This is a genomic window from Pseudomonas putida, assembly GCF_050989985.1.
In the GTDB taxonomy this organism is placed as follows: domain Bacteria; phylum Pseudomonadota; class Gammaproteobacteria; order Pseudomonadales; family Pseudomonadaceae; genus Aquipseudomonas; species Aquipseudomonas putida_AI.
This window is the reverse complement of the sequence record NZ_CP158815.1, coordinates 5,820,093-5,844,080: the sequence shown is the minus strand read 5'-3', so window position 1 is coordinate 5,844,080 and position 23,988 is coordinate 5,820,093. Positions and strand designations below refer to the sequence as shown.

Here is a 23,988-nt window from a genome sequence, read left to right as displayed (position 1 = left end):
TCCTGAATCAACCCTGGGCGTCACGGCAAAAAATTTTTACGGAAACTTTACGGGGCAGGGGAGCTAGAATATGACTCGAACTTACAGGGATGTTGAAACCGGATGCCCATACTTACCGACGCTGCCCCTGATGTGTCGCCTGCGCGTTCTCTTGAACGGGAAGAGCTCTTTCCCATACGCGAGGTAGCGCGGCTGACCGGAGTCAACCCGGTCACGCTTCGTGCATGGGAGCGACGTTACGGTCTGATCGTCCCCACTCGCACCGAAAGTGGGCATCGCCTGTACTCCATGACCGATATCGAGCGCGTACGCAGCATCCTCGACTGGATCGAGCGCGGCGTGGCGGTGAGCAAGATCGGCAAGTTGCTCGCCAAGGCATCACCGCTTCAGGCGCTGTCACACATCATCCCCGACAGTCTTGTGCAGGCCGATTACGCGCAATGGCAGTCGCAGGTCCAGGCTGCGGTCAGTGCTTTTGACGATGTGCGACTGGAGCAGGTCTACGCACAGATCTTTTCTACCTACACCCAGCCAGTGGTGTTCCAGGACATCCTGATCCCGCTCTGGAAACAACTGCTGCAACGCCAGGACTCGTTTGGCCGCACCAGCGAGTGGTTGTTCCTCGATGGTTTTCTGCGCTCGCGGGTTGTGCAGCGCTTGCTGTTGGTTCGAGACACTAAGCCCCGGCGTGTCATCGTCAGTGCCCTGGCAGGCCAGTGCCGCGAGCTTGAACTACTGATTGCCGCCCTGTTCCTCAGCGGCGGGCAAACCGGTGTGCGCGTGTTGACCATTGGCCAACCGCTCGACGAATTGACGCTTGTCTGCGAAAGGATCAAGCCCCAGGCGTTGGTACTATTTTCCAATCACGTACCCAGCCCCGAATTGCCAAGACGGTTGAACCGCCTGGCGATGAGTGTGGATTGTCCGGTGTTGCTGGCGGGCGATGCCTCCGATCTGGCTCAGCAAAGCCTGGCGGGATCGTCGATCGGTTGTCTGGGGAACGAAGGCGCGCAAATGCGCCAGAGACTGAAACAGTTCCTGGCGGGCAATCTGGATACCTGATTTCGGATGCGGGTCAGAGATGCAGCGCTGGATGGGTCAACCGGTGCTGTTGCAGGATGTACTGGCGCAGGCGTTCGGTTTCATCCGTATCGCTCTGGCTCAGCTGATAGGCGTAGAAGCCCTGTTCGGTTTCTTTTTCGAGGGTGCCGCGCAAGGCGATCCGCTCGTAGCCTGAAGGGCTGAACCACAACGCGAAATGCTTCGGCGCCTTGGTCTTGTTGCGCATTTCCAGCAGGACGCCCTTGAACGACACTTCGTGCACCCACATCGCGCCCGGCTGCCCCTTGGCATTTTCCAGTGCGACCGGTTCGTCGAGCACCAGGCGCCATGGTCGAACCAGCGGCCCGTCTTCATAGATGCTGGGTACACCCAGGCGCAGATGCAGCGCATGAAACTCGTCTTCCACCAGGTGCAGGGGGAAGGTCATCTGCTGGTTTTCGAAGTTGGCTTGAATGGTGACTTGCTCATGGGCGGCAAGGCGCGTGAGCAAGTCACGGATCTGCGAACCACCATTGACGAGCAGGCTCGACGTTGCATCCCGCACGTTGAGTTGCGGGTTGTGCTGCATGGTCTGGATAAAATCCAGTTCATCCTGGGTCAGGAGCGCGTCGCGTTGCATGGCTAGCTCGAAAGATATAGTTACAAAGTCATTGGTGATTGTAGTAAGTGACAACTAATTCGCTGAAATGTTTGCGCCGTTCGTCGCCTTGAGTGCGGCAAGTTCGGCCTGGACCTCCGCCAACTGTGCTTCAAGCTGTGCCACACGCTGTTGCGCCTTGACCTGCACGGTCACGTCTTTCTGCACGCCGATGAAGTAAACCTGGCCATCATTCGGGTTTTTCACTGTCGAAATAGACAGTTCATTCCAGAATGGCGTGCCGTCCTTCTTGTAGTTGCGCAGGATTTCCCGGCACGAGCCTTCGCTGTTCAACGCATCACGAATTTTCGACAGGGCATCCTGGTCGCGGTCGCCCGATTGCAGGAAACGGCAATCCTGATAAAGGATTTCTTCGCTGGTGTAGCCGGTCAGGCGCTCGAACGCCGGGTTGACGTAAATCAGGATCTTGTCTTGATCGCCTTCCTTTTCGGCAATCACCATGCCGTCGTTGGAGGCGTTGATGGCCAATTGCAGGAGTTTTGCGTTGATCATCGGTGAAACCCTTCCTTGTTGGTTGTCCGAGGCATTCTAAAAGAACAATCAGGACTGTGCTGTTAATATCCGGGTCTTTGACTCAGGTTCAGGATCAGTTTGATGAAAGTCGCCATCATTTCCGGCTCGGTATACGGCACGGCCGAAGAAGTCGCCCGTCACGCGGCGAGCATTTTGAAAGCCGCCGGCTACGAAACCGCCTACAACCCCCGTGCCAGCCTCGCCGACCTTCAGGCATTCGAACCCGAGGCGTTTCTGGCCGTGACCTCCACCACGGGCATGGGCGAATTGCCGGATAACGTGCAGCCGCTGTACTTCGCCATTCGCGACCAATTGCCCGCGGCCTGGCGTGGCTTGCCGGGGGCGGTGATCGCTCTGGGCGACGCTAGTTATGGCGATACGTTTTGCGGCGGTGGCGAACTGATGCGCGAACTGTTCGGTGAACTGGGCATCCGCGAAGTGCTGCCGATGCTGCGTCTGGACGCCAGCGAAAGCGTGAACCCGGAAGGGGATGCCGAGCCCTGGCTGGCGGAACTGGTCGGCGCGCTCAAGGGCTGAGCGACTGACTTCGAACGCCAGCACCGGCGTTCGTCATGCTTCTGACGGAGCGGCCCCCAGCGCGCTCCGTACCTCCTCTGGCGGCGGCCATCTGACATGGATCCAATCTGTTTTGGCCACTGACTCGTTCGGCCATCAAGCTGGCTGCCAATGCAACTACGCGAACGAGGTGGGCTGACTAGACTCGGTATTCATTGGAAACACTCCATAATAAAAATAGAGGTTCCCTGTCGTGAGCGTAGCCCCCGTCCAATCGCCACAAAGTGTCAAAGACTTGGTCAGCCCCGCCGAATGGCAAGCCCGTGTGGACCTCGCAGCCTGTTACCGCCTGGTGGCCCAGCATGGCTGGGATGATCTGATCTTTACCCATATCTCCGCCAAAGTGCCTGGCACCGAAGACTTCCTGATCAACCCGTTCGGCATGATGTTCCACGAAATCACCGCGTCGAGCCTGGTCAAGGTCGATCAGGCCGGCAACAAGCTGATGGACAGCCCCTACGAGATCAACCCGGCCGGGTACACCATCCACAGCGCAGTGCATGAAGTCCGTCACGACGTGGTCTGTGTGCTGCACACCCACACCGCTTCTGGTGTCGCGGTGTCGGCGCAGAAACAGGGCGTATTGCCAATCAGCCAGCAGTCGCTGTTTGTGTTGTCGAGCCTTGCGTATCACGCCTACGAAGGTGTGGCGCTCAATCACGAAGAAAAGGCGCGGCTGCAGGCCGACCTCGGGGAAAACAATTTCCTGATGCTGCATAACCACGGCCTGCTGACCTGCGGCAGCAGCATTGCCGACACTTTCCTGATGATGTTCACCTTCCAGCGCGCCTGCGATATCCAGGTCATGGCGCAAACCGGTGGCGCGGAACTGATCGCCATCGAGCCGCAGATTCTGGCGGGGGCCAAGGCCATGATCGCCGGCGTGACCAAGAGTGCCCAAGGCATGGGCGGCGCGTTGGCCTGGCCAGCGTTGCTGCGCAAACTCGATAAACAAGACCCGGGGTACAAACTCTAATGGCTCTCGCCGAGATTCCCCTGTCGGTCTGGCGTAAACGCAGCCAGACATTCACCTTCCGTGGCCAGGCCATCCGCTACTGGACGGCGGGGCAGGGTGAGCCGCTGCTGCTCATTCATGGCTTCCCCAGCGCCAGTTGGGACTGGCATTACCTGTGGCAACCCCTGGCTCAGCGTTATCGCGTGATTGCCTGCGACATGCTTGGTTTTGGCGATTCGGCCAAACCGGTGGATCACGAGTACAGCCTGCTGGAGCAGGCCGACCTGCAGCAGGCATTGCTGGCGCACTTGAATGTCGCGCAGCCGGTCCACCTGCTGGCCCACGACTATGGCGACAGCGTGGCCCAGGAACTGCTGGCCCGGCATTACGAATCGCACATCAGTATCGCCAGTTGCGTATTCCTCAATGGCGGACTGTTTCCGGAAACCCACCGCCCGGTCCTGATGCAAAAACTGCTGCTCAGCCCCTTGGGCTGGATGATCGGCCGTGCGTTCAGCCGTGACGGGTTGGTGAAGAGCTTCCGGCAGATTTTCGGTCCGCAAACCCGTCCCAGTGAAAGCGTGATCGATGATTTCTGGAGCCTGATCGAAACCAATCATGGCCCTCGGGTCATGCACAAATTGATCACTTACATTCCCGAGCGGCGAACCTGGCGCGAGCGTTGGGTCGGTGCGATGCAGCGTGGCGAGGTGCCGTTGCGGGTGATCGATGGCGAGGTCGACCCGGTTTCCGGGGCGCACATGGTCGCCCGTTATCGGGAGCTGATTGCCGACGCGGACGCGGTGCTCTTGAGCGACATCGGCCATTACCCGCAGATCGAAGCGCCGTGCCAGGTGCTCAAGCACTACCTGGAGTTTCGCGAGCGGCTGATTTTGCCGCCGCTGAAGTTGGCGTGTTCCTGACATTGCAGAGCAATTGTGGCGAGGGAGCTTGCTCCCGCTAGGCTGCGAAGCAGCCCCAAACCATTCAAGAAGTCCATAGTTCTTGCGGCCGCTGCGCAGCCGAGCGGGAGCAAGCTCCCTCGCCACATGTTTGGCGGCCATCCTGTGCACTCTCAATCATCCCCCAGCCTTATCGCGCACCATTCAGCCTCCCTCGTGTTCATTGTGACCCGCAGCGCCGTGCCTGACACTCGGACCCATCGTCCCAAGGCCTGCTGGAGTCCTCCATGAATCAATCTGTACGCTTCGAAGACAAAGTCGTGATCATCACTGGTGCAGGTGGCGGCCTGGGACGGGCGCACGCACTGTTGTTCGCCAAACAGGGCGCCCGGGTACTGGTCAACGACCTCGGTGGTTCGACCCAGGGCGAAGGCGCCAACGCCTCGGCGGCCGATCGCGTGGTGGCGGAAATCCGCGACGCCGGCGGTACCGCGGTGGCCAACCACGACTCGGTCACTGACGGCGACAAGCTGGTGCAACATGCCATGGACGCCTTCGGTCGCGTCGATGTGGTGGTCAACAACGCCGGTATCCTGCGCGACAAGACGTTCCACAAAATGGAAGACGCCGATTGGGACCTCGTTTACCGCGTCCACGTCGAAGGCGCCTACAAAGTCACCCGTGCCGCCTGGCCGCACATGCGCGAGCAGAACTACGGGCGGGTCATCTTCACCGCGTCCACCTCGGGCATCTACGGCAATTTCGGCCAGTCCAACTACGGCATGGCCAAGCTCGGCCTCTACGGCCTGACCCGCACCCTGGCCCTCGAAGGCCGCAAGAACAACATCCTGGTCAACGCCATCGCCCCCACCGGCGGCACCCGCATGACCGAAGGCCTGATCCCGCCACAAGTGTTCGAGCAACTCAAACCGGAACTGGTCAGCCCGCTGGTGGTGTACCTGGCCAGCGAAACCTGCCAGGACACCTCCGGCCTGTTCGAAGTGGGCGGCGGCTGGATGGGCAAGGTTCGCTGGGAACGCAGCCTCGGCGTCGGCTTCGACCCACGTGCCGGGTTCTCACCGGAAGACGTGGCGGAGCATTGGCAGCAGATTTGTGATTTCGAGGGTGCGGCGCATCCGAAGGACAACATTGAAGCGCTGAAGGAAATGATGGGGAATTTGCAGAAGTATTCGCTCTGATCGCACTCCCTTCGGCAGGAACTGCCAGGTTCCTGCCATTCTCCCTGCTTGAAAACCTTCGCCCATAAAAAAGGCCGCTGCAAAGGCAGCGGCCAAGCAAGACGTTGGATCCAGGAGCTACAAATCAACGTCGGTGTACACGGGGCGATGACTCGAAACCTTCGAATCATCTGAAATCTGTCGCGAGCGGCGCGGGGCAATCCTGCGCTGTCGTTTCGTGCTTCCAGGCTGTTTCCCGTGAAAGCCCGGCTAGATTAAGTCTTTGCCGGCAAAGGAAAAACAGCGATTCCTGACATGCACTCTTACAGGGCACGCAACAGTCGAATGCGCTGAAGGCTCTTTCACTGTAGCAGCTGACTGCAAGAGCTGCCGCAGGCTGCGAGCTTTTGATCCTGGCCTTAAAAGATCGCAGCCTCGTTTCACACGACAGCTCCTGCACAGCTCGTGCAGGTGTTTATACGGCTCATGCGTTGCGCTGATAGGCCGCCATCGAACTCATCCATACCCCGCGCAAGACCCCATTCCCAGCACCTGATCATCCTTTGGAGGTACACCACGAATACCTCCTTGGTGCGCTTATCGCACCCGGCGGGCGGCAGTAGGGTGGGGCCTTCTGTCACTCACCGGGGAAGACGCATGACAAAAACAACAATGCGCGCCATCTTCACGCCGCAGGCGCTGGCCGCTGCGGTTGCCTTGGGTTGCTGTGCCCAGGCGCAGGCTGTTTCTTTCAACATCGGGGAAATCGAGGGCACCTTCGATTCCTCGCTGTCCGTGGGCGCGAGCTGGGGCATGCGTGATGCGGACAAATCGCTGGTGGGCATTCCCAATGGCGGCACCGGGCAGGCGTCGACCGGTGACGACGGGCGCCAGAACTTCGGCAAGGGCGAAACCTTCTCGAAGATCTTCAAGGGTATTCACGACCTCGAATTGAAATACGGCGACACCGGTGTGTTTGTCCGTGGCAAGTACTGGTACGACTTCGAGTTGAAGGACGAAGACCGGCCGTTCAAGCCGATCAGCGACCACAATCGCAAGGAAGGCGCCAAGTCCTCCGGCGGGCAGATTCTCGATGCCTTCGTCTATCACAACTATTCCATTGCCGAGCTGCCGGGCACGGTGCGCGCTGGCAAGCAGGTGGTCAGCTGGGGTGAAAGTACCTTCATCGGCAACTCGATCAACAGCATCAACCCGGTCGACGTTTCCGCGTTCCGCCGGCCCGGCGCCGAGATCAAGGAAGGCCTGATTCCGGTCAACATGCTGTTCGCGTCCCAGGGCCTGACGGACAAATTGACAGTCGAGGCGTTCTATCAACTGGAGTGGGACCAGACTGTCGTCGACAACTGCGGCACCTTCTTCGGCAACGATGTGGTGGCCGACGGCTGCAACAAGAACTACACCGTCGCCAGCCCGGCCATTGCGCCGTTGCAGCCGGTAGCCGCGGCATTTGGCCAGGGCTTCGAAGTCACCCGCGAAGGCGTGGTCGTGCCTCGCGGCCAGGACCGTGATGCCCGGGACTCGGGGCAGTGGGGCACGGCGCTGCGCTGGCTGGGGGATGACACCGAGTACGGCCTGTACTTCATGAACTACCACAGTCGCACACCCAACGTCGGCACGAAGACCGCCGGCCTCTCCACACTGGCGAGCATTCCGGGGATTGTCACCGCCGCCAACCGTATCGCTCCTGGCAGCGGTTCGGGTCTCGCGCAAAGTGTGATGCTCGGTCGAGGCCAGTACTACCTCGAATACCCGGAAGACATTCGCCTCTACGGCGCGAGTTTCTCCACCACGCTGCCAACCGGCACGGCATGGACCGGGGAGATCAGCTACCGGCCCAACGCACCCGTGCAGGTCAACACCAACGACCTGACCCTGGCGATGCTCAACCCCATAGCAGGTGGCGCGGCATCCCCCATCGCCACGTCGCCGGGTGCAGACAACAAAGGCTATCGGCGCAAAGAGGTGACCCAGGTCCAGAGCACCCTGACGCACTTCATCGACCAGGTCGCCGGCGCTGATCGCCTGACCCTGGTGGGCGAAGCGGCGGTGGTGCATGTCGGTGGGCTGGAGTCTCGCCGCAAGCTGCGTTACGGCCGTGACTCGGTGTATGGCCAGTATGGTTTCGGCGGCGATACCGACGGCTTCGTGACCTCGACTTCGTGGGGTTATCGCGCCCGAGCGATCCTCGATTACAACAACGTCATCGCCGGGATCAACTTCAAGCCCAACCTGTCGTGGTCCCACGACGTCACGGGTTACGGCCCCAACGGCCTGTTCAACGAAGGCGCCAAGGCCGTCAGCCTGGGCGTGGATGCGGACTACCGCAACACCTACACCGCAAGCCTCAGTTACACCGACTTCTTCGGTGGCGACTACAACACGCTCGAGGACCGCGACTTCGTGGCGTTGAGCTTTGGCGTGAACTTCTGATCTGTCTCGAGAAGGATGATTTCCATGCGCAAGATGATTCTGCAATGCAGTGTCCTGGCCCTCGGTCTGTTGGCTGCCAACGTCATGGCCGCCGTATCGCCGGAAGAAGCGAACAAGCTTGGCACCACCCTCACTCCGCTGGGTGCCGAGAAGGCCGGCAACGCCGACGGTTCGATCCCGGCGTGGACCGGCGGTATCCCGAAAAACGCCGGCGCGGTAGACAGCAAGGGTTTCCTGGCCGATCCGTTCGCCAATGAAAAACCGCTGTTCATCATTACCGCGGCGACGGTCGACAAGTACAAGGACAAGCTTTCCGATGGGCAGATCGCGATGTTCAAGCGCTACCCGGAAACCTACAAAATCCCGGTTTACCCGACCCACCGTACTGCGGCCCTGCCACCGGACATCTACGAGTCGGCCAAGCGCAGTGCGTTGAACGTGACCCCGATCAACGACGGTAACGGCCTGGCCAATTTCACCGGCAATCGCTACTACGCCTTTCCGATTCCAAAGAACGGGGTCGAGGTGATCTGGAACCACATCACCCGCTATCACGGCGGCAATCTGCGTCGCACCATTACCCAGGCAACGCCGCAATCCAATGGCGATTTCACGGTGATTCGCTTCAAGGATGAAGTGGCCGTGCCTTCGCTGCTGGGGGATTTGAAACCGGGCAGCGATGACAACGTGCTCAACTATTTCAAGCAGGAAGTGACGGCACCGGCGCGGCTGGCGGGCAACGTACTGCTGGTTCACGAGACCCTCGACCAGGTCACGGAACCGCGCAAGGCCTGGATCTACAACGCCGGCCAGCGCCGTGTGCGGCGTGCCCCGCAAGTGGCCTATGACGGGGTCGGCACGTCGTCCGACGGCCTGCGCACTACCGACAACTTCGACATGTTTTCCGGGGCGCCGGACCGCTACGACTGGAAGCTGATCGGCAAGAAGGAAATGTACATTCCGTACAACAGCTACAAGCTCGATTCGCCGGACCTGAAATACACCGATGTGATCAAGGCCGGTCATATCAACCAGGACCTGACCCGCTACGAGTTGCATCGGGTCTGGGAGGTGGTGGCCACGGTCAAGCCCAACGAGCGGCACGTGTACGCCAAGCGTCACATGTACATCGACGAAGACACCTGGCAGGTGGCGCTGGCCGATCACTATGACGGTCGCGGCCAGCTCTGGCGTGTGGCCGAAGGGCATGCGCAGTTCTACTACGATCATCAGGTGCCGGCCTACACCGTCGAAGCGCTGTATGACCTGATTGCCGGTCGCTACATCGCCCTGGGGATGAAGAACGAAGAGAAACGCAGCTTCGAATTCAACATCGCGGCAAAAGCCGGGGACTACACGCCAGCAGCCCTTCGGAGCACGGGGGTGAGGTAATCGTCCTACAGGCTCTTACACAAAAAGGTGACCTCGCGGTCACCTTTTTTATGGCTGTTAATCAGCCTGCTGAATACTTCTTCAACAAGCGCGCTGGAGGGGTCTAGGGTGGCGCTACAATTATAAAAAGGCGCACCACTATGACTGCCATGACGACGTGTCTGGACCGTCCTGGATTTCTGCCTCGATTGTCTTCTCATCACCTGTCCCGCGAGCGATTGGTCGAGCCGCTGCTGGCCGCCACGGCGCGCGTGAAATTGCTCTGCGCGCCGGCCGGCAGCGGCAAGAGTGCGCTGCTCACCGAATGCCTGTTGCGCGCCCCAAAGGACTGCCGGGTGCATTGGCTGCCGTTGGCGGGGGAGTCGTTGAGTGTTGCCGACTTTCTGCAGCGGCTGGCGCAAGCGTTGGGGCTGGCATCAATGGATGAGCCCGCAATGCTGGAGTACCTGGCCCGGCTGCAAACGCCGACCTGGCTGTTCATCGATGACTACTGCCGCTTCTCCCATCCTGAGCTCGACCGTCTGCTCGATCGTTTGCTGGCCCTCACCAACCCGGCGTTGAGTTGGTGGCTGGGTGCGCGCCGGCGTCCGTCCTGCAACTGGCCACGGTTGTTGCTCGATGACGAGCTGTATGAGTGCAACGGCCCGGCGCTGGCCTTTACCGAGGCGGATGTCAGGCAGTTGCTCGGCCATCTGGAGCACACTCAGGTGGCCGGTTTGGCCAGGCGCATCGTGCAGCGCAGCGGTGGATGGGGGGCCGGTGTGCGCATTGCCCTGCTCGAAGGGTGTCCGTGGTCCGCCGGGCAGGACAGGCAGGGGCGCTCGGCGACACTGCTCGATTATCTGCAGCATGAACTGTTCAACAACTTGCCGCCGGAACTGGTGGAAGCCTGGCAGGTGCTGGCCCATTTACCGCGCTTCAATGCCGGCCTCTGTGAGTATCTGTTCGGCGCCGGGGAGGGTGCAGGCTGGTTGCAGGCCTTGCAGGAGATGGGGTGCTTCATCGAGCCCTGGGAAGATTCCGCAGAATGGTTTCGTGTGTTCGTACCCCTGGCCCAGGCCATGCGTGACGAACAGGGGGCGGTGGGGCGCTCATGGCATCGGCGCGCGTGCCAATGGTTCTGCGCCGAAGAGGACTGGCAAGGCGCATTCGAGCAGGCGCTGCTGGCTGAAGAGTTCGAGGTGGCGGTCAGCCTGTTGCAGCACTTCAACTTCGAGCATTTGTTCCGGCGCGAGAACGTGCGCCTGTTGCTGAATCTGCATGAGCGCCAAGGGCAAGAGCTGACCCTCGGTTCGCCGCAACTGGTCAGCCTGATCACGGCGGCGCTGCTGTTTGCCGGACGCTTCGAACAGGCGGCGGCGTGCATCGAGCAAATGGCGCGGTTTGCTCCGCAACCGACGGCGGCACTGCAGCGTCAACTGCTCGCCCGCTGGCAGGCGCAACAGGGCTGGCTGCTGCATTTGCAGGGGCGTATGGCGGCCGCTCGCGGACATTTCGTCGAGGCATTGGCCGAGCTGGCCGCAGAGGCTTGGCCGGCACGCTTGCTGTGCCTGTCCGGGCTGACCCAGCAGGCGCTGCTCAATGCCGAGCTGGATGTCGCGCAGGCGCTCAACCGGGAGGCGCTGTGTCTGGCGCGGGCGCAGGGGTCGTTGCTGTTCGAAGGCTTGCTCGAACTCGATCACGCTCAGTTGCTTGAACACCGTGGCGCTCCCCGGCGGGCCGAGAGCCTGCTGGCCGATATTCATGAATTGCTCAGTCGACAGGCTGATCGCCCGACACCGTTGCTGGGGCGCATTGCCTTGCGACGCGGGCGCCTGGCGCAGTGGCAGGGGCAGGATGACGCGGCCGCCGAGTTGTTCCAGAGCGGCCTTCAGGATTGCCTGCACAGCCAGGACAAGCGTGCGTTGTACGGCTTTCTCGGGCAGGCCCAGGTGGCGGCCAATCAGCGGGATTACGCCCACGCGTTTGACCGCTTGCGCGAGGCCGAGCGCTTGATGCAACAACGACAGATTCCCGACACGGTTTATCGCAGTGCGCTGCTGCAAATCAGCGCTCACTTCTGGTTGCAGCAAGGTCGGCCGGAGCTGGTGCAAGAAGCACTGACTCGCGTGCTGCGCCATTACCGCGGGCCGCATGCCCGGCAGGCACCGCCGGCCACGGTGGAGCTGATTGCACGGGTCGAGTACCTGCTGATCATCGCCGAGACCCAACTGCAGATGACGCAGGCCCCGCTGGAGCGGCTCAAGGTTTTGCTCGATCACGCGCAACTGCATGGAATGCTGGCGCTGGAAACCGAACTGCAACTGGCCATCTGCGAAGTGGCAGACCTCATCGGCGAAACAGCCCTGGCGACCTCGGCGTTACAGGCGGGGCTGGCGTTGGTGAGGCGCTGCCATCTGCAGCAGGCGTTGCACGAGTTGCGGCTGCGCCAGCCGACCTTGCTTGGTCGCCTGGGCGTGGACGACGAGCCGGCGGCGCCGCTGGACGCCAACCCGTTGAGCGGACGAGAGTTGGAAGTGCTGGGGCTGATTGCCCAGGGCAATTCCAATCAACAGATCGCCGAGCAGTTGTTCATCTCATTGCATACGGTGAAAACCCACGCGCGGCGCATTCACAGCAAGCTGGGCGTTGAGCGTCGGACTCAGGCGGTGGCCACGGCCAAGAAGCTGGGGCTGATCGCGCAGGGTTGACGCGTTCCCCCTGTAGGAGCTGCCGCAGGCTGCGATCTTTTGCCTTTGATTAAAAACAAGATCAAAAGATCGCAGCCTGCGGCAGCTCCTACAGAGGTTTGTGTGGCGCCTGGGAAATGCCGCTGCCCGCTTCAAAGCCCATGCGCCAACTGACCGCGCGCGCCGCCGCCAGCAAACGTCGCGCAGCCGGCCCGTCTTCGTCGGCATGAAACAGGGAAGTCGGGCCAACCACCGTCAACACCGCCACGACATTGCCCATCGCGTTGAAGACCGGCGCCGACAAGGCATCCACGCCGGGCATCAGCAAGCCATGCACGTGATGCAGGCCGCGTGCGCAGATCTGCTCGCACATGGCGACGTAGGCCTGATCGTCCGCCAGTGGGTGGGCGGTGTGGGCCTGCAGTTCCTGTTCGCGCAGCTCCACGGTTTCCCGCTTGGGCAGATAGGCGCCGAACACCAGGCCAGTCGAAGAACTGAGCAGCGGCAACACCGAGCCCAATTGCGTCACCACCGTGACCGCCCGCACCGCCGGTTCGATGTGGACCACGGTCGCACCCTGGTTGCCCCACACCGCCAGGAAACAGGTTTCGTTCAGGTCGTCGCGCAACTCGGCCAGCGGCAGGGCGGCAACTTTCAGCACGTCCATACTGTTGAGTGCCGCCAACCCTACACGCAAGGCTTCGCGGCCCAGCCCGTAATGGTTGGTCGCAGCGTTCTGCTCGGCAAAGCCGCTGGCGATCAGCGCCTGCAAATAGCGGTGAACCTTGCTCGCCGGCATCTGCACGTGTTCGGCCAGGCGCGAGAGGGACGTCGACGGCGACAACTCGGCCAGCGCCTTGAGGATGTCGGTACCCACCTCGGCGGAGCGGACTTTCTGTTTACCGTTGCTGTCGCTGGTGGGCTTTTCCATGGTGGCGCCGTCTTTTAGGAGAGGAGATCCGGGGATGAATGGGCGCCTTTATAGCTTGACGGTCAATACCAATCAAATTACGTTATGCGTAATCGAATTACGATAATAACAACCCTGGCGTGCCATGACCTTTGATAAAGAGTGTCAGGCCACGGCCAACTCCCTGTTCAGGAGGCTCCATGAACCTCGATTCAACGTCGCCAGAACTGGCTTATCAGTCGGGCTTCGGCAACGAATTCAGCAGCGAAGCGTTGCCCGGCGCATTGCCGGTCGGCCAGAACTCCCCGCAAAAAGCCCCTTACGGTCTCTACACCGAACTGTTTTCCGGCACCGCGTTCACCATGGCTCGCAGCGAAGCGCGGCGGACCTGGATGTACCGTATCCAGCCCTCGGCCAATCACCCGGCATTCACCAAGCTCGATCGGCAACTGGCCGGTGGCCCATTGGGCGAAGTGACGCCCAATCGCCTGCGCTGGAATGCCCTGGATATTCCCGCCGAACCTACGGATTTCATCGATGGCCTGGTGAGCATGGCGGCCAACTCCGGTGCGGATAAGCCGGCTGGCATCAGTATTTTCCAGTACCGCGCCAACCAATCGATGGAACGGGTGTTCTTCAATGCCGACGGCGAAATGCTGCTGGTGCCGCAACTGGGCCGCCTGCGTATCGCCACCGAACTGGGCGTGCTGCAAGTGGAGCCGCTGGAAATCGCCGTGCTGCCACGGGGTCTGAAATTCCGTGTCGAACTGCTCGACCCGCAAGCACGCGGCTACATCGCCGAGAACCATGGCGCGCCGCTGCGCCTGCCGGACCTGGGGCCGATCGGCAGCAACGGCCTGGCCAATCCGCGGGACTTCCTGACCCCGGTCGCCCACTACGAACACGTCGCGCAACCGACCGTCCTGGTGCAGAAGTTCCTTGGCCAGTTGTGGGGCACCCAGGTCGATCATTCGCCGCTGAACGTGGTCGCCTGGCATGGCAACAACGTGCCGTACAAATATGACCTGCGCCGTTTCAACACCATCGGCACGGTCAGCTTCGATCATCCGGACCCGTCGATCTTCACCGTGTTGACTTCGCCGACCAGCGTGCACGGCCTGGCCAACCTCGATTTCGTGATCTTCCCGCCACGCTGGATGGTCGCCGAGAAAACCTTCCGTCCGCCTTGGTTCCACCGCAACCTGATGAACGAATTCATGGGCCTGATCCAGGGCGAGTACGACGCCAAGGCTGAAGGTTTCGTCCCCGGCGGCGCCTCGCTGCACAGCTGCATGAGTGCCCATGGCCCAGACGGCGAGACCTGCACCAAGGCGATCAACGCCGATCTCAAGCCGGCAAAAATCGACAACACCATGGCCTTCATGTTCGAGACCAGCCAGGTGTTGCGCCCGAGCCGTTTCGCCCTCGATTGCCCGCAACTGCAAACCAACTACGACGCTTGCTGGGCCACGCTGCCCGCCACTTTCGACCCGACCCGGAGATAACCCATGACGCAGACTTCCCTCACTCGCAGCTGGGTTGCTTCGGCCAACGGCCATGCCGATTTCCCGCTGCAAAACCTGCCGCTGGGCGTGTTCAGCGTGAAAGGTTCGGCGCCTCGTAGCGGCGTGGCCATCGGCGAACATATCTTCGACCTGGAAGCCGCACTGGATGCCGGCCTGTTCGACGGTGCAGCAAAAGCCGCTGTTGAAGCCACCCGTGGCGGTCAGCTCAATGCCTTCTTCGAGCTGGGCCGCGAGGCGCGTGTGGCCTTGCGCGAGCGCTTGCTGGAACTGCTGGGCGAAGGCAGCACCCTGCACGGCAAGATCGAAGCCCAGGGCGCAAAACTGCTGCCCCTGGCGGCGGATTGCGAAATGCACCTGCCGGCGAAAATCAATGACTACACCGACTTCTACGTGGGCATCGAACACGCACAGAACGTCGGCAAACTGTTCCGCCCGGACAACCCGTTGCTGCCGAACTACAAGTACGTGCCCATCGGCTACCACGGCCGCGCCTCGACCATTCGCCCGTCCGGCGCCGACGTGCGTCGTCCGAAAGGCCAGACCCTGCCGGCCGGTCAGACCGAGCCGACCTTCGGCCCCTGCGCGCGCCTGGACTACGAACTGGAGCTGGGCATCTGGATCGGCCGGGGCAACGAGATGGGCGACTCCATCGCCATTGGTGACGCGGCCGATCACATCGCCGGCTTCTGCCTGCTCAACGATTGGTCGGCGCGGGACATCCAGGCCTGGGAATACCAGCCGCTGGGGCCGTTCCTGTCCAAGAGCTTCATCACCAGCATTTCGCCCTGGGTGGTGACTGCCGAAGCGCTGGAGCCGTTCCGTCGTGCCCAGCCTGCGCGTCCGGAAGGCGATCCGCAGCCGCTGCCGTACCTGTTCGACAAGCGCGATCAGGCCGCCGGTGCTTTCGACATCGAACTGGAAGTGCTGCTGCTGACCGAAGCCATGCGCGAACAGAATCTGCCGGCGCACCGCCTGACCCTGAGCAACACGAAGCACATGTACTGGACCGTGGCGCAAATGGTCGCGCACCACAGCGTCAATGGCTGCCAATTGCAGGCCGGTGACCTGTTCGGTTCGGGCACTTTGTCGGGGCCGGAAAACGGTCAGTTCGGCAGCTTGCTGGAAATCACCGAAGGCGGCAAAAAGCCGGTGGAGCTGGCGTCGGGCGAAGTGCGCAAATTCCTTGAGGACGGCGACGAAATCATCCTTCGCGGCCGTTGCAGCCGCGAAGGCTTTGCTTCCATCGGTTTCGGCGAATGCCGCGGCAAAGTCCTGCCGGCGCGCTAAGGGGAACGGGGCATGGAACTCTATACCTACTACCGTTCGACCTCGTCCTATCGAGTGCGCATTGCGTTGGCGTTGAAAGGGCTGGATTACCAGGCGCTGCCGGTCAACCTGATCGCGCCGCCCGGTGGCGAGCATCGCCAGCCCGCGTACCTGGGCATCAACCCGCAAGGTCGCGTGCCGGCCTTGCGCACCGATAAAGGTGAACTGCTGATCCAGTCACCGGCGATCATCGAGTACCTGGAGGAACGTTATCCACAGGTGCCGCTGCTGTCCAAAGACCTCGCTGCCCGCGCCCATGAGCGCGGTGTGGCGGCGCTGATCGGCTGCGACGTGCATCCGCTGCACAACGTCAGCGTGCTCAACCGGCTACGGCAGTTGGGCCACGACGAGCCACAGGTGGTCGAGTGGATCGGTCACTGGATTGGTCAGGGGCTGTCGGCCGTGGAACAACTGATTGGCGACGCTGGCTTTTGCTTCGGGCCGCAACCCGGGTTGGCGGATGTGTACCTGATTCCACAACTGTACGCGGCTGAGCGCTTCAACATTTCCCTGGAGGCCTGGCCACGGATTCGTCGCGTGGCGGCGCTGGCTGCTGCGCATCCGGCGTTCATCAAGGCGCATCCGGCGAATCAGCCGGATACTCCTTAAAGGCCAACACCTGCCCCTTGTAGGAGCGAAGCCTGCTCGCGATGGCGGTGTGTCAGATATATGAATATCGACTGACACGCCCTCATCGCGAGCAGGCTCGCTCCTACAGAAAGCGGAGAGCGTATCAGTGGACGATGGAATTGGGTGGCAAGTGCCCCAGCCGCTCCGTCAGGCGAATGCGCTGAATCGGGTCGTCGGTCAGCAGCAGGGCATGTTCGAGGTCGAAACGCTCGGCGTTGGGGCAGTCCAGCCGTTGGTAGAGGCTGGCCCGGGCCAGATAGTCGGCGGTGGTGCCATTGCCCAGTTCCAGCACGCGCTCGGCGTCGATCAGAGCGCCGATGTAATCGTCGTTGGCGAGGTGCAGCTGGCGCAGATTGCGCGACAGGCGCTGGAGCATCTGCAGCGGTTCGGCGGTGGTCAGGTGCTCGGCGCTGAGTTTCAGGTCGGGGCCGTATTGGCGATGCAGTAGCTCACGGCAATCGTTGGGGTAGAGGCGACGGCCACCGCACGGGTCGAGCAAATGATCGGCCCCGGGTACCCGCAATAGAAAATGGCCGGGGAAGTTGACCCCGACCAGCGGAATCTCCAGGCCCTTGGCCAGCTGCAGTGCAATCAGGCCGAGGGCCAGGGGTTGCCCGCGTCGACGTTCAAGCACTCGATTGAGCAGTGCCGCTTGCGCGCGCAGCGGGTTGGAGTCGTCCTGGGCAAACCCAAGGTCATTCATGCAGCGCAGCAGGGGTTGCGCCAGCTCGCTCACCGGCAGCATCGGCAGGCTGCCGCTGATCCGCTGTTGCAGCGTCTTGAAGTTCTCCAGCAGCGCAGCAGGGTTCACTTCGCTGTCATGTTCGGCGGCAATCCACAGCGCCGCCTCGAACAGCGCGGGCGGTGAACGTTGCAGACAGGCGAAAAACGATTGGCGCGGCGTCATGAAAATCTCCGGGCAATGCCTCGTTTTAGCCTCGTCTGCGCCATCCGTCCAGTGCCGGCCGGGAGGCTCGAGGGATATTTCCGAATGCCTTAACGGCCGCTGTGCTTATTCCGGTGCGCTTCGGCAATTTTTGCGCGCAAGCCTATACTGGCGACTACAAGAAGTGATTCGGGAGCCCCTACGATGTTCGCTCTCATGCAAAGCACTCGCCTTGAATCGCTGCATCTGAGCGTCGACCCGGCCACCGGGTTGAAGGCGGTCATTGCCATCCATGACAGTCACCTGGGCCCCGCCCTGGGAGGGTGTCGATACCTTGCCTACCCCAGCGATGAGTCCGCCATCGAGGATGCCGTGCGCCTCGCCAAAGGCATGAGCTACAAGGCCGCACTGGCCGGCCTGGCCCAGGGTGGTGGCGTGGCGGTGATTGTCCGGCCCGCCCATGTGGCCAATCGTGCGGCGTTGTTCGAAGCCTTCGGGCGTTGTATCAACCAGCTTGACGGGCGCTACATCACCGCTATCGACAGTGGCACGTCGGTGGCGGACATGGACTGCATCGCCCAACAGACCCAGCACGTCACCAGCACGACTTCAGCAGGCGACCCCGCCCCCCACGCCGCGATGGGGGTGTTCACCGGCATTCGTGCCACCGCCATGGCGCGATTGGGCAGCGACAACCTCGAAGGCCTGCGCGTGGCTATCCAGGGCCTGGGCAACGTGGGTTATGCATTGGCCGAACAGCTGCATGCCGCGGGTGCCGAATTGCTGGTCAGTGACATTGACCACGGCAAGGTGCAACTGGCCATGGAGCAACTTGGCGCTCATCCGATTGCCAATGACGCGCTGCTCAGCACGCCTTGCGACATCCTGGCGCCCTGTGGGCTGGGCGGTGTGCTCAACAGCCATAGCGTGACGCAACTGCGCTGTTCTGCGGTGGCGGGCTCGGCCAACAACCAGCTGACCCATCTGGACGTCGCCGATCAGCTGGAACGGCGGGGCATCCTGTATGCACCGGACTATGTGATCAATGCCGGCGGGCTGATTTACGTGTCGCTCAAACACCGGGGCGAAGAGCTGGCGACCATCACTGCGCACCTGTCGAAAATAAGCTCGCGACTGACTGAAGTGTTTGCCCACGCCCAGGCGGAAAAGCGTTCCCCGGCGCGGGTGGCGGACGAGTTGGCAGAGAGGGTTTTGTACCGATAGAAAGATCAAAAGATCGCAGCCTGCGGCAGCTCCTACATGGAATTGCGTTTCCTGTAGGAGCTGCCGCAGGCTGCGATCTTTTAATTTTTGGCTCAGGGCCTGTTCAATTCGGCTGCCACTTATTTTGCTGCTTTGGCGGCCTTGGCTGGCTTGGCCGCAGGTGTCGGCTCGGCGACCACCTCTTCTTCAACAGGTGCTGCCACCGGTTGAGGGGCTTCCACAGGCGCGCTCAGCAACTCGGACAGGGCGTCCGGCTGGCTCTTGAATGCCTTGGCGAACACGTCGCGATTCTTCGCCATGTAGATCCCGGCTTCTTCCACTTGCTGTTCGGTCAGGGACGGAACGGCTTTTTGCAACACTTCGGCCAGCAACTCGGCCAGCTCGAGCATTTTGTCATGACGGTCAGCTTCGGCTTTATCCATGAACAAGCGCTCCAGATCTCGGCTGCTGCGGTATACCACTTCGACGGCCATTCACCACCTCACATGCCTTTACATTGGGTTGTCTGATTCGACTACTGTATCTATATACAGCAAAAGAATAAGCGAATCGCTGGGGTTTGGGTAGTGGCTTTTTAATGTAGTCCGGTTTTGAGGATTGTCAGGGGGACCGCGTCGTTCCAATCGCGAGCAAGCTTTGCTCCTACAGGGGCTGTGCGACCAAACGCCACGGAGCGCAATCTGCGGCGGCTCGCCATGATGGCGTGGCCCTGTTTCTGCATAAACAGTTTCTGCATGCAGAACAAACGTAAAGTCCAACCCGCATTATCCGGTCGAGCCGACCTAAGGAAGCATCATCGTGAAAATCAACTGGGCCGAAAACCTGCGGCAGACCGTGCACGAACTGGCGGAGTCCCTGGGCAACCTGTTCGTCGAGACCTTCCACTACCTGGCGCTGTTCGCCATCGGCGCCGTGACTGCGTGGGCGGCGGTGATGGAATTTCTCGGGATGATCGAGCAGGGACACATCAAGATCGATGACATCTTGCTGCTGTTCATCTACCTGGAACTGGGCGCGATGGTCGGGATTTACTTCAAGACCAACCACATGCCGGTGCGCTTCCTGATCTACGTGGCGATCACGGCGCTGACGCGCCTGCTGATTTCCAACGTGTCGCACCACAATCCGCCGGATCTGGGGATCATTTACCTGTGCGGCGGGATCCTGCTGCTGGCGTTTGCGATTCTGGTGGTGCGCTATGCGTCTTCACAATTTCCGTCGGTGAAGATTGAAAATCCGCACCGCAAGATCGGTGCGGGTTCCAGTGAGCATCCCGAAGTCGAGAAGGGCGAGATTTAAAGCCCCATGGCGTGGCGAGGCCGGCCTTTGACCGACGGTGGTGGCAAGTTGCCTGGGCCGCTGTCGGTCATGGCCTCGAGGATGGCTACGGCGCTGTGGCCTCGCTCGATGGCGATGCCGAACTGAATGCTTTGCACCAGCCGTTTGAGGCGCACGGGGTCGTTGCGTTGTTCGGCACTGATCATGCGTTTTGCCACGATACGACCGTTGTTTGACAGGGTCAGCATGATGCTGCCGTCCAGGCCCTGAATGCTCAGGTTGATCTGATAATCCGCTGCAAAGGCATCGGTAATGAGCTGAAACGGGTTGTCCATGATGCGTCACCGCCTGATTGAACGTGCAGTTGTTGACCGGTCGATGTCGGGATTAGTTCGCAACACCGGACCATCGGCCATTCCGTGGCCATTTCGCCATCAATGCTTGCAACAGGGGTGTAGCAAGGGGCATGCCGGATAGATTGTCGGACAATCATCGCGACCACACAGAAATCAATGTGGGAGCGAGCCTGCTCGCGATGAGGGCTGCACAGTCAACACAGATGTTGTCTGACAGTCCGCTATCGCGAGCAGGCTCGCTCCCACAAAGTTGGCTTCCGTCTTCTGTTTTCCTGCCCGTTTCAGGGCAATAAACCCTGACGTGCCTCCAAAGCGATCAGCACTCCACCCAATTCACCGCCAGGCCACCGCGTGACGTTTCCTTGTATTTGTCGTGCATGTCGGCGCCGGTATCACGCATGGTGCGGATCACCCGGTCCAGAGAAATGAAGTGTTTGCCGTCGCCGCGCAAGGCCATTTGCGTGGCATTGATCGCCTTCACGGCGGCAATCGCGTTGCGCTCGATGCAGGGCACTTGTACCAGCCCGCCCACCGGGTCGCAGGTCAGGCCCAGGTTGTGCTCCAGGCCGATCTCGGCGGCGTTTTCCAATTGCTCCGGGGTCGCGCCCAGCACCTCTGCCAGGCCGGCGGCGGCCATGGCGCAGGCTGAACCAACCTCGCCCTGGCAACCGACTTCGGCGCCGGAAATCGAAGCGTTTTTCTTGCAGAGAATGCCGACAGCCGCCGCGCCCAAAAAGAACGCCACCACATCATCGTCCGACGCGTCCGGGTTGAATTTCATGTAGTAGTGCAGCACCGCCGGAATGATCCCCGCCGCGCCGTTGGTCGGGGCGGTGACCATGCGCCCGCCGGCGGCATTCTCTTCGTTCACCGCCAGGGCATAGAGATTGACCCACTCCATGGCCGACAGGGTCGAGGTGATGACGTTCGGCTTGCCGATTTCCAACAGGTTGCGGTGCAGCTTCTTCGCGCGGCGTGGAACATTCAGGCCGCCGGGCAGAATGCCTTCGTGATCCAGCCCATGCTCGACGCACTCGCGCATCACCGACCAGATGTGCAGCAGGCCCTGGCGGATCTCGGCGTCACTGCGCCAGGCCCGCTCGTTGGCCATCATCAGTTCGCTGACCCGCAGGCCGTGCTCGTTGCACAGTTCAAGCAACTCGACCGCGCTGGAAAAGTCGTAGGGCAGCACCACATCGCTGGCAGGCGCAACGCCGGATTCCGCTTCGGCCGCCTCGATGATGAAACCGCCACCGATCGAATAGTAGGTTTGCTCGAACAGCTCGCCGCTGTCGCCGAACGCGGTCAGGGACATGGCATTGGGGTGGTAGGGCAGGCTTTCGTCGAGCAGCAGCAGATCGCGGGACCAGTCGAAGGGGATGCTCACCTGGCCGGCGAGCGACAGTCGGGCCGTTTCGCGAAGGGTGTGGATACGGCTGTCGATGGTGGTGGGATCGATACGGTCCGGCCATTCGCCCATCAGGCCCATGACGCAGGCGCGGTCGGTGGCGTGCCCGACGCCGGTGGCCGAGAGGGAGCCATAGAGTCGGATTTCTACCCGTCGCACGTCAGACACTAAACCCTGGTCGACCAGTGCCTGAGTGAAGGTCGCCGCCGCGCGCATCGGACCAACGGTATGGGAGCTGGACGGGCCGATGCCGACTTTGAAGAGATCGAAAACACTGATAGCCATGCTAAAGCCTATTCCTGAAATGGAAGATGAATCGCTGCCATTTTTGTAGGACAAGCGCACTTTCAGCGATACTGCCAAGCATGGTCCTACGTGACCAACGAAACTTCCTAAGAGAGCCTTTAGCAGGACTAAACGATGAGCCGTCAATTACATGCCCAGACCTATGTATGGCTGCAGGTGTTTTCCTGCGCGGCCCGGCACTTGTCGTTCACCCGTTGCGCGGAAGAACTGCACATCACGCCCGGGGCGGTCAGCCAGCAGATTCGCCAACTGGAAGAACGCCTGGGCTTTCGCCTGTTTCATCGGCGTGCGCGGGGGGTGGAGCTCAGTGCTGAAGGCCAGCGGCTGGCCATTACCGTCAACGAGGCCTATGGCAGCATCGATGCGGAATTGCGCCGGCTGGACGCCGGGATGATCAGCGGAACCTTGCGGGTGCGTTCTATTCCGTCGTTCCTGAGCAAATGGCTGACCCCGCGCCTGCCACGCTTGCAGCAACGTTTTCCAGATATCCAGCTGCGGCTGGTGGCCGAGGACAGCAGCGTGCCGCTGCATGAGGGCGACTTCGACCTGGCCATCGACCTCAACGACGGCAGCTATCCCGGGTTGTTATCCACAGCCTTGCTCGATGAACAGATTTTCCCGGTCTGTGCACCGGGCCTGTTGCGCGGTCGTCCACCGCTGCATGGCCCGGCGGACCTGATGCACTTTCCGTTGCTGCACGACATCACCGCCTGGCGCGGCAGTTATGAATATGCGGAATGGGAGTTCTACCTCAATGCGATCGGCTTCCAAGGGGCTGATGTGCGGCGCGGGCACACCTTCAATCGCAACCACCTGACCATCGAAGCGGCCATCGCCGGCATGGGGGTGGCCATCGCGCGGCGAACCCTGTTGAACGACGAATTGGAGCGCGGGGCGCTGATCGTGCCGTTTGGCCTGGCGGTGCCCAATCACAAGCGCTACATGTTGCTTTATGCACCCGGTGCGCTGAGCCATCCGGGCGTGCGGGCGGTGCATGACTGGCTGGTGGAAGAGGCGGGGATTTTTCGCGCGTTGCACCCGCTGGGGGAAGGACAAGTGTAGGAATTTTTAACCGGAGCGGGGCGAATCAACTCCCGACCTTAACAGCGCTTTTACCGGTTGTCCGGCTTTTTTTACGATTTCAAAATTATCTTTTTTCAGGGGTTGAATTGTTCAGCGTACAGACCGATTGTGTCAGCAAGAGGTCACGGTGACGACGCCCAAGGGCTTAGCTGACCGGCCTCTCGCGAGCTAGCTGAAATAAGGGATGAACTATGCAAATCCAAGTCAATAGCGATAACCATATTCAAAGCAGCAAACGACTGGAGGAGTGGGTACGAACCACCATTGAGAGCACGCTCGAACGTTATGAGGAGGATTTGACCCGGGTCGAAGTTCACCTGCGGGATGAGAACGGCGACAAGCCCGGTCCCCACGATTTACGCTGCCAACTGGAAGCGCGGCCAAAAGGCCATCAACCGATCTCCGTCACCCATAAGGCCGCCAACCTGGAGCTGGCGATCGACGGCGCAGCCGAGAAGCTCGAGCACGCGCTGGAACACCTGTTCGGCAAACTGCGCGGCAAACCGCGCGCCGCCGTGGTGCCATTCGAGCGCAGGCCGCACGCTGACAGGTTGCTTGAAGAAGAATTTCTTGAAAACGAACAGGCTGCACAAAACGGCTGAAGCCTGATTTAACTTCCCAATGAAAACGGGCCTGCATTGCAGGCCCGTTTTGTTTTGTGGCCCTCACCCCCAGTTACCAATCATCGACCTGGCAAGC

General features: G+C 61.1%; 21 protein-coding genes and 1 pseudogene. 15 read left to right on the top strand and 7 right to left on the bottom strand.

Annotated features, from left to right (window positions below; genetic code table 11):
• Positions 1–102: 102 nt before the first annotated feature.
• Complete coding sequence (locus ABTV29_RS26750; RefSeq protein WP_433767567.1) at positions 103–1,062, top strand: MerR family transcriptional regulator; 960 nt, start codon at positions 103–105, stop codon at positions 1,060–1,062.
• A gap of 13 nt (positions 1,063–1,075) precedes the next feature.
• Here ABTV29_RS26750 and ABTV29_RS26745 read toward each other — a convergent pair whose 3' ends face one another.
• Together ABTV29_RS26745 and ABTV29_RS26740 are read right to left on the bottom strand one after the other, a co-directional pair.
• Entirely contained in the window at positions 1,076–1,681 is a 606-nt protein-coding gene (locus tag ABTV29_RS26745; protein WP_433767566.1) for a hypothetical protein, read from the bottom strand.
• 54 nt (positions 1,682–1,735) lie between these two features.
• Positions 1,736–2,212 (bottom strand): PAS domain-containing protein, encoded by a 477-nt coding sequence (locus ABTV29_RS26740; RefSeq protein ID WP_433767565.1) that lies wholly within the window; start codon positions 2,210–2,212, stop codon positions 1,736–1,738.
• 102 nt (positions 2,213–2,314) lie between these two features.
• Between ABTV29_RS26740 and ABTV29_RS26735 the strand changes: the two genes are divergently transcribed.
• The 7 genes from ABTV29_RS26735 to ABTV29_RS26705 all read left to right on the top strand — a co-directional run bounded on the left by ABTV29_RS26735 (position 2,315) and on the right by ABTV29_RS26705 (position 12,377).
• Positions 2,315–2,770 (top strand): flavodoxin, encoded by a 456-nt coding sequence (locus ABTV29_RS26735; protein WP_433767564.1) that lies wholly within the window; start codon positions 2,315–2,317, stop codon positions 2,768–2,770.
• Positions 2,771–3,002: 232 nt separating this feature from the next.
• Entirely contained in the window at positions 3,003–3,785 is a 783-nt protein-coding gene (locus ABTV29_RS26730) for a class II aldolase/adducin family protein (RefSeq protein WP_433767563.1), read from the top strand.
• Positions 3,785–4,687, top strand: a complete 903-nt coding sequence (locus ABTV29_RS26725) for an alpha/beta fold hydrolase (RefSeq protein WP_433767562.1) — start codon at positions 3,785–3,787, stop codon at positions 4,685–4,687. Before ABTV29_RS26730 ends, ABTV29_RS26725 begins: the two co-directional genes overlap by 1 nt.
• A gap of 266 nt (positions 4,688–4,953) precedes the next feature.
• Complete coding sequence (locus ABTV29_RS26720) at positions 4,954–5,865, top strand: SDR family oxidoreductase (RefSeq protein ID WP_433767561.1); 912 nt, start codon at positions 4,954–4,956, stop codon at positions 5,863–5,865.
• A gap of 636 nt (positions 5,866–6,501) precedes the next feature.
• Complete coding sequence (locus ABTV29_RS26715) at positions 6,502–8,295, top strand: DUF1302 domain-containing protein (protein ID WP_433767559.1); 1,794 nt, start codon at positions 6,502–6,504, stop codon at positions 8,293–8,295.
• Between the two features lie 24 nt (positions 8,296–8,319).
• The gene (locus ABTV29_RS26710; RefSeq protein ID WP_433767558.1) at positions 8,320–9,687 is read left to right on the top strand and encodes a DUF1329 domain-containing protein; all 1,368 of its coding nucleotides are present in this window, start codon (positions 8,320–8,322) and stop codon (positions 9,685–9,687) included.
• 140 nt (positions 9,688–9,827) lie between these two features.
• The gene (locus ABTV29_RS26705) at positions 9,828–12,377 is read left to right on the top strand and encodes a LuxR C-terminal-related transcriptional regulator (protein WP_433767557.1); all 2,550 of its coding nucleotides are present in this window, start codon (positions 9,828–9,830) and stop codon (positions 12,375–12,377) included.
• An 88-nt stretch (positions 12,378–12,465) separates the two neighbouring features.
• Here ABTV29_RS26705 and ABTV29_RS26700 read toward each other — a convergent pair whose 3' ends face one another.
• A complete protein-coding gene (locus ABTV29_RS26700; RefSeq protein ID WP_433767556.1) occupies positions 12,466–13,287 on the bottom strand; it encodes an IclR family transcriptional regulator in 822 nt (273 codons plus the stop codon).
• A gap of 179 nt (positions 13,288–13,466) precedes the next feature.
• On the opposite strand from ABTV29_RS26700, the gene hmgA reads away from it, so the two are divergent.
• The 3 genes from hmgA to maiA are packed head-to-tail and all read left to right on the top strand — an operon-like array spanning position 13,467 to position 16,727.
• Positions 13,467–14,771 (top strand): homogentisate 1,2-dioxygenase, encoded by a 1,305-nt coding sequence (hmgA, locus tag ABTV29_RS26695; RefSeq protein ID WP_433767555.1) that lies wholly within the window; start codon positions 13,467–13,469, stop codon positions 14,769–14,771.
• A gap of 3 nt (positions 14,772–14,774) precedes the next feature.
• Positions 14,775–16,079 carry a fumarylacetoacetase gene (gene fahA, locus ABTV29_RS26690; protein ID WP_433767554.1) on the top strand — a complete coding sequence of 435 codons (1,305 nt, stop codon included), beginning with the start codon at positions 14,775–14,777 and terminating at the stop codon, positions 16,077–16,079.
• Positions 16,080–16,091: 12 nt separating this feature from the next.
• Positions 16,092–16,727, top strand: a complete 636-nt coding sequence (gene maiA / locus ABTV29_RS26685; RefSeq protein ID WP_433767553.1) for a maleylacetoacetate isomerase — start codon at positions 16,092–16,094, stop codon at positions 16,725–16,727.
• A gap of 124 nt (positions 16,728–16,851) precedes the next feature.
• On the opposite strand, the gene ABTV29_RS26680 is transcribed toward maiA, so the two are convergent.
• The gene (locus ABTV29_RS26680) at positions 16,852–17,655 is read right to left on the bottom strand and encodes a SirB1 family protein (protein WP_433767552.1); all 804 of its coding nucleotides are present in this window, start codon (positions 17,653–17,655) and stop codon (positions 16,852–16,854) included.
• A gap of 183 nt (positions 17,656–17,838) precedes the next feature.
• On the opposite strand from ABTV29_RS26680, the gene ABTV29_RS26675 reads away from it, so the two are divergent.
• Positions 17,839–18,858, top strand: coding sequence for a Glu/Leu/Phe/Val dehydrogenase dimerization domain-containing protein (locus ABTV29_RS26675; RefSeq protein ID WP_433767551.1), 1,020 nt, complete (start codon positions 17,839–17,841; stop codon positions 18,856–18,858).
• 233 nt (positions 18,859–19,091) lie between these two features.
• Here ABTV29_RS26675 and ABTV29_RS26670 read toward each other — a convergent pair.
• Positions 19,092–19,331, bottom strand: a pseudogene (locus tag ABTV29_RS26670) (YebG family protein); the annotation flags it as partial.
• Between the two features lie 325 nt (positions 19,332–19,656).
• Between ABTV29_RS26670 and ABTV29_RS26665 the strand changes: the two are divergent.
• Complete coding sequence (locus ABTV29_RS26665) at positions 19,657–20,157, top strand: phosphate-starvation-inducible protein PsiE (protein WP_433767550.1); 501 nt, start codon at positions 19,657–19,659, stop codon at positions 20,155–20,157.
• Here ABTV29_RS26665 and ABTV29_RS26660 read toward each other — a convergent pair.
• Positions 20,154–20,471, bottom strand: coding sequence for a DUF3509 domain-containing protein (locus tag ABTV29_RS26660; RefSeq protein WP_433767549.1), 318 nt, complete (start codon positions 20,469–20,471; stop codon positions 20,154–20,156). The two genes, ABTV29_RS26665 and ABTV29_RS26660, sit on opposite strands and share 4 nt — an antisense overlap.
• 337 nt (positions 20,472–20,808) lie before the next feature.
• Entirely contained in the window at positions 20,809–22,185 is a 1,377-nt protein-coding gene (locus tag ABTV29_RS26655) for an L-serine ammonia-lyase (protein WP_433767548.1), read from the bottom strand.
• A 135-nt stretch (positions 22,186–22,320) separates the two neighbouring features.
• On the opposite strand from ABTV29_RS26655, the gene ABTV29_RS26650 reads away from it, so the two are divergent.
• Positions 22,321–23,268 carry a LysR substrate-binding domain-containing protein gene (locus ABTV29_RS26650; protein WP_433767547.1) on the top strand — a complete coding sequence of 316 codons (948 nt, stop codon included), beginning with the start codon at positions 22,321–22,323 and terminating at the stop codon, positions 23,266–23,268.
• 212 nt (positions 23,269–23,480) lie between these two features.
• Positions 23,481–23,891, top strand: coding sequence for an HPF/RaiA family ribosome-associated protein (locus tag ABTV29_RS26645; RefSeq protein ID WP_433767546.1), 411 nt, complete (start codon positions 23,481–23,483; stop codon positions 23,889–23,891).
• Positions 23,892–23,988: the final 97 nt, after the last annotated feature.

Excerpts from the sequence above, each read along its gene's own strand:
- ABTV29_RS26655 (WP_433767548.1), bottom strand. The coding sequence starts at position 22,185 with ATGGCTATCAGTGTTTTCGATCTCTTCAAAGTCGGCATCGGCCCGTCC.
- ABTV29_RS26735 (WP_433767564.1), top strand. The coding sequence starts at position 2,315 with ATGAAAGTCGCCATCATTTCCGGCTCGGTATACGGCACGGCCGAAGAA.
- ABTV29_RS26710 (WP_433767558.1), top strand. The coding sequence starts at position 8,320 with ATGCGCAAGATGATTCTGCAATGCAGTGTCCTGGCCCTCGGTCTGTTG.
- ABTV29_RS26700 (WP_433767556.1), bottom strand. The coding sequence starts at position 13,287 with ATGGAAAAGCCCACCAGCGACAGCAACGGTAAACAGAAAGTCCGCTCC.
- hmgA (WP_433767555.1), top strand. The coding sequence starts at position 13,467 with ATGAACCTCGATTCAACGTCGCCAGAACTGGCTTATCAGTCGGGCTTC.
- fahA (WP_433767554.1), top strand. The coding sequence starts at position 14,775 with ATGACGCAGACTTCCCTCACTCGCAGCTGGGTTGCTTCGGCCAACGGC.
- ABTV29_RS26715 (WP_433767559.1), top strand. The coding sequence starts at position 6,502 with ATGACAAAAACAACAATGCGCGCCATCTTCACGCCGCAGGCGCTGGCC.
- ABTV29_RS26660 (WP_433767549.1), bottom strand. The coding sequence starts at position 20,471 with ATGGACAACCCGTTTCAGCTCATTACCGATGCCTTTGCAGCGGATTAT.
- ABTV29_RS26705 (WP_433767557.1), top strand. The coding sequence starts at position 9,828 with ATGACTGCCATGACGACGTGTCTGGACCGTCCTGGATTTCTGCCTCGA.
- ABTV29_RS26725 (WP_433767562.1), top strand. The coding sequence starts at position 3,785 with ATGGCTCTCGCCGAGATTCCCCTGTCGGTCTGGCGTAAACGCAGCCAG.
- ABTV29_RS26645 (WP_433767546.1), top strand. The coding sequence starts at position 23,481 with ATGCAAATCCAAGTCAATAGCGATAACCATATTCAAAGCAGCAAACGA.
- ABTV29_RS26680 (WP_433767552.1), bottom strand. The coding sequence starts at position 17,655 with ATGACGCCGCGCCAATCGTTTTTCGCCTGTCTGCAACGTTCACCGCCC.
- ABTV29_RS26675 (WP_433767551.1), top strand. The coding sequence starts at position 17,839 with ATGTTCGCTCTCATGCAAAGCACTCGCCTTGAATCGCTGCATCTGAGC.
- maiA (WP_433767553.1), top strand. The coding sequence starts at position 16,092 with ATGGAACTCTATACCTACTACCGTTCGACCTCGTCCTATCGAGTGCGC.
- ABTV29_RS26740 (WP_433767565.1), bottom strand. The coding sequence starts at position 2,212 with ATGATCAACGCAAAACTCCTGCAATTGGCCATCAACGCCTCCAACGAC.
- ABTV29_RS26720 (WP_433767561.1), top strand. The coding sequence starts at position 4,954 with ATGAATCAATCTGTACGCTTCGAAGACAAAGTCGTGATCATCACTGGT.
- ABTV29_RS26750 (WP_433767567.1), top strand. The coding sequence starts at position 103 with ATGCCCATACTTACCGACGCTGCCCCTGATGTGTCGCCTGCGCGTTCT.
- ABTV29_RS26745 (WP_433767566.1), bottom strand. The coding sequence starts at position 1,681 with ATGCAACGCGACGCGCTCCTGACCCAGGATGAACTGGATTTTATCCAG.
- ABTV29_RS26650 (WP_433767547.1), top strand. The coding sequence starts at position 22,321 with ATGAGCCGTCAATTACATGCCCAGACCTATGTATGGCTGCAGGTGTTT.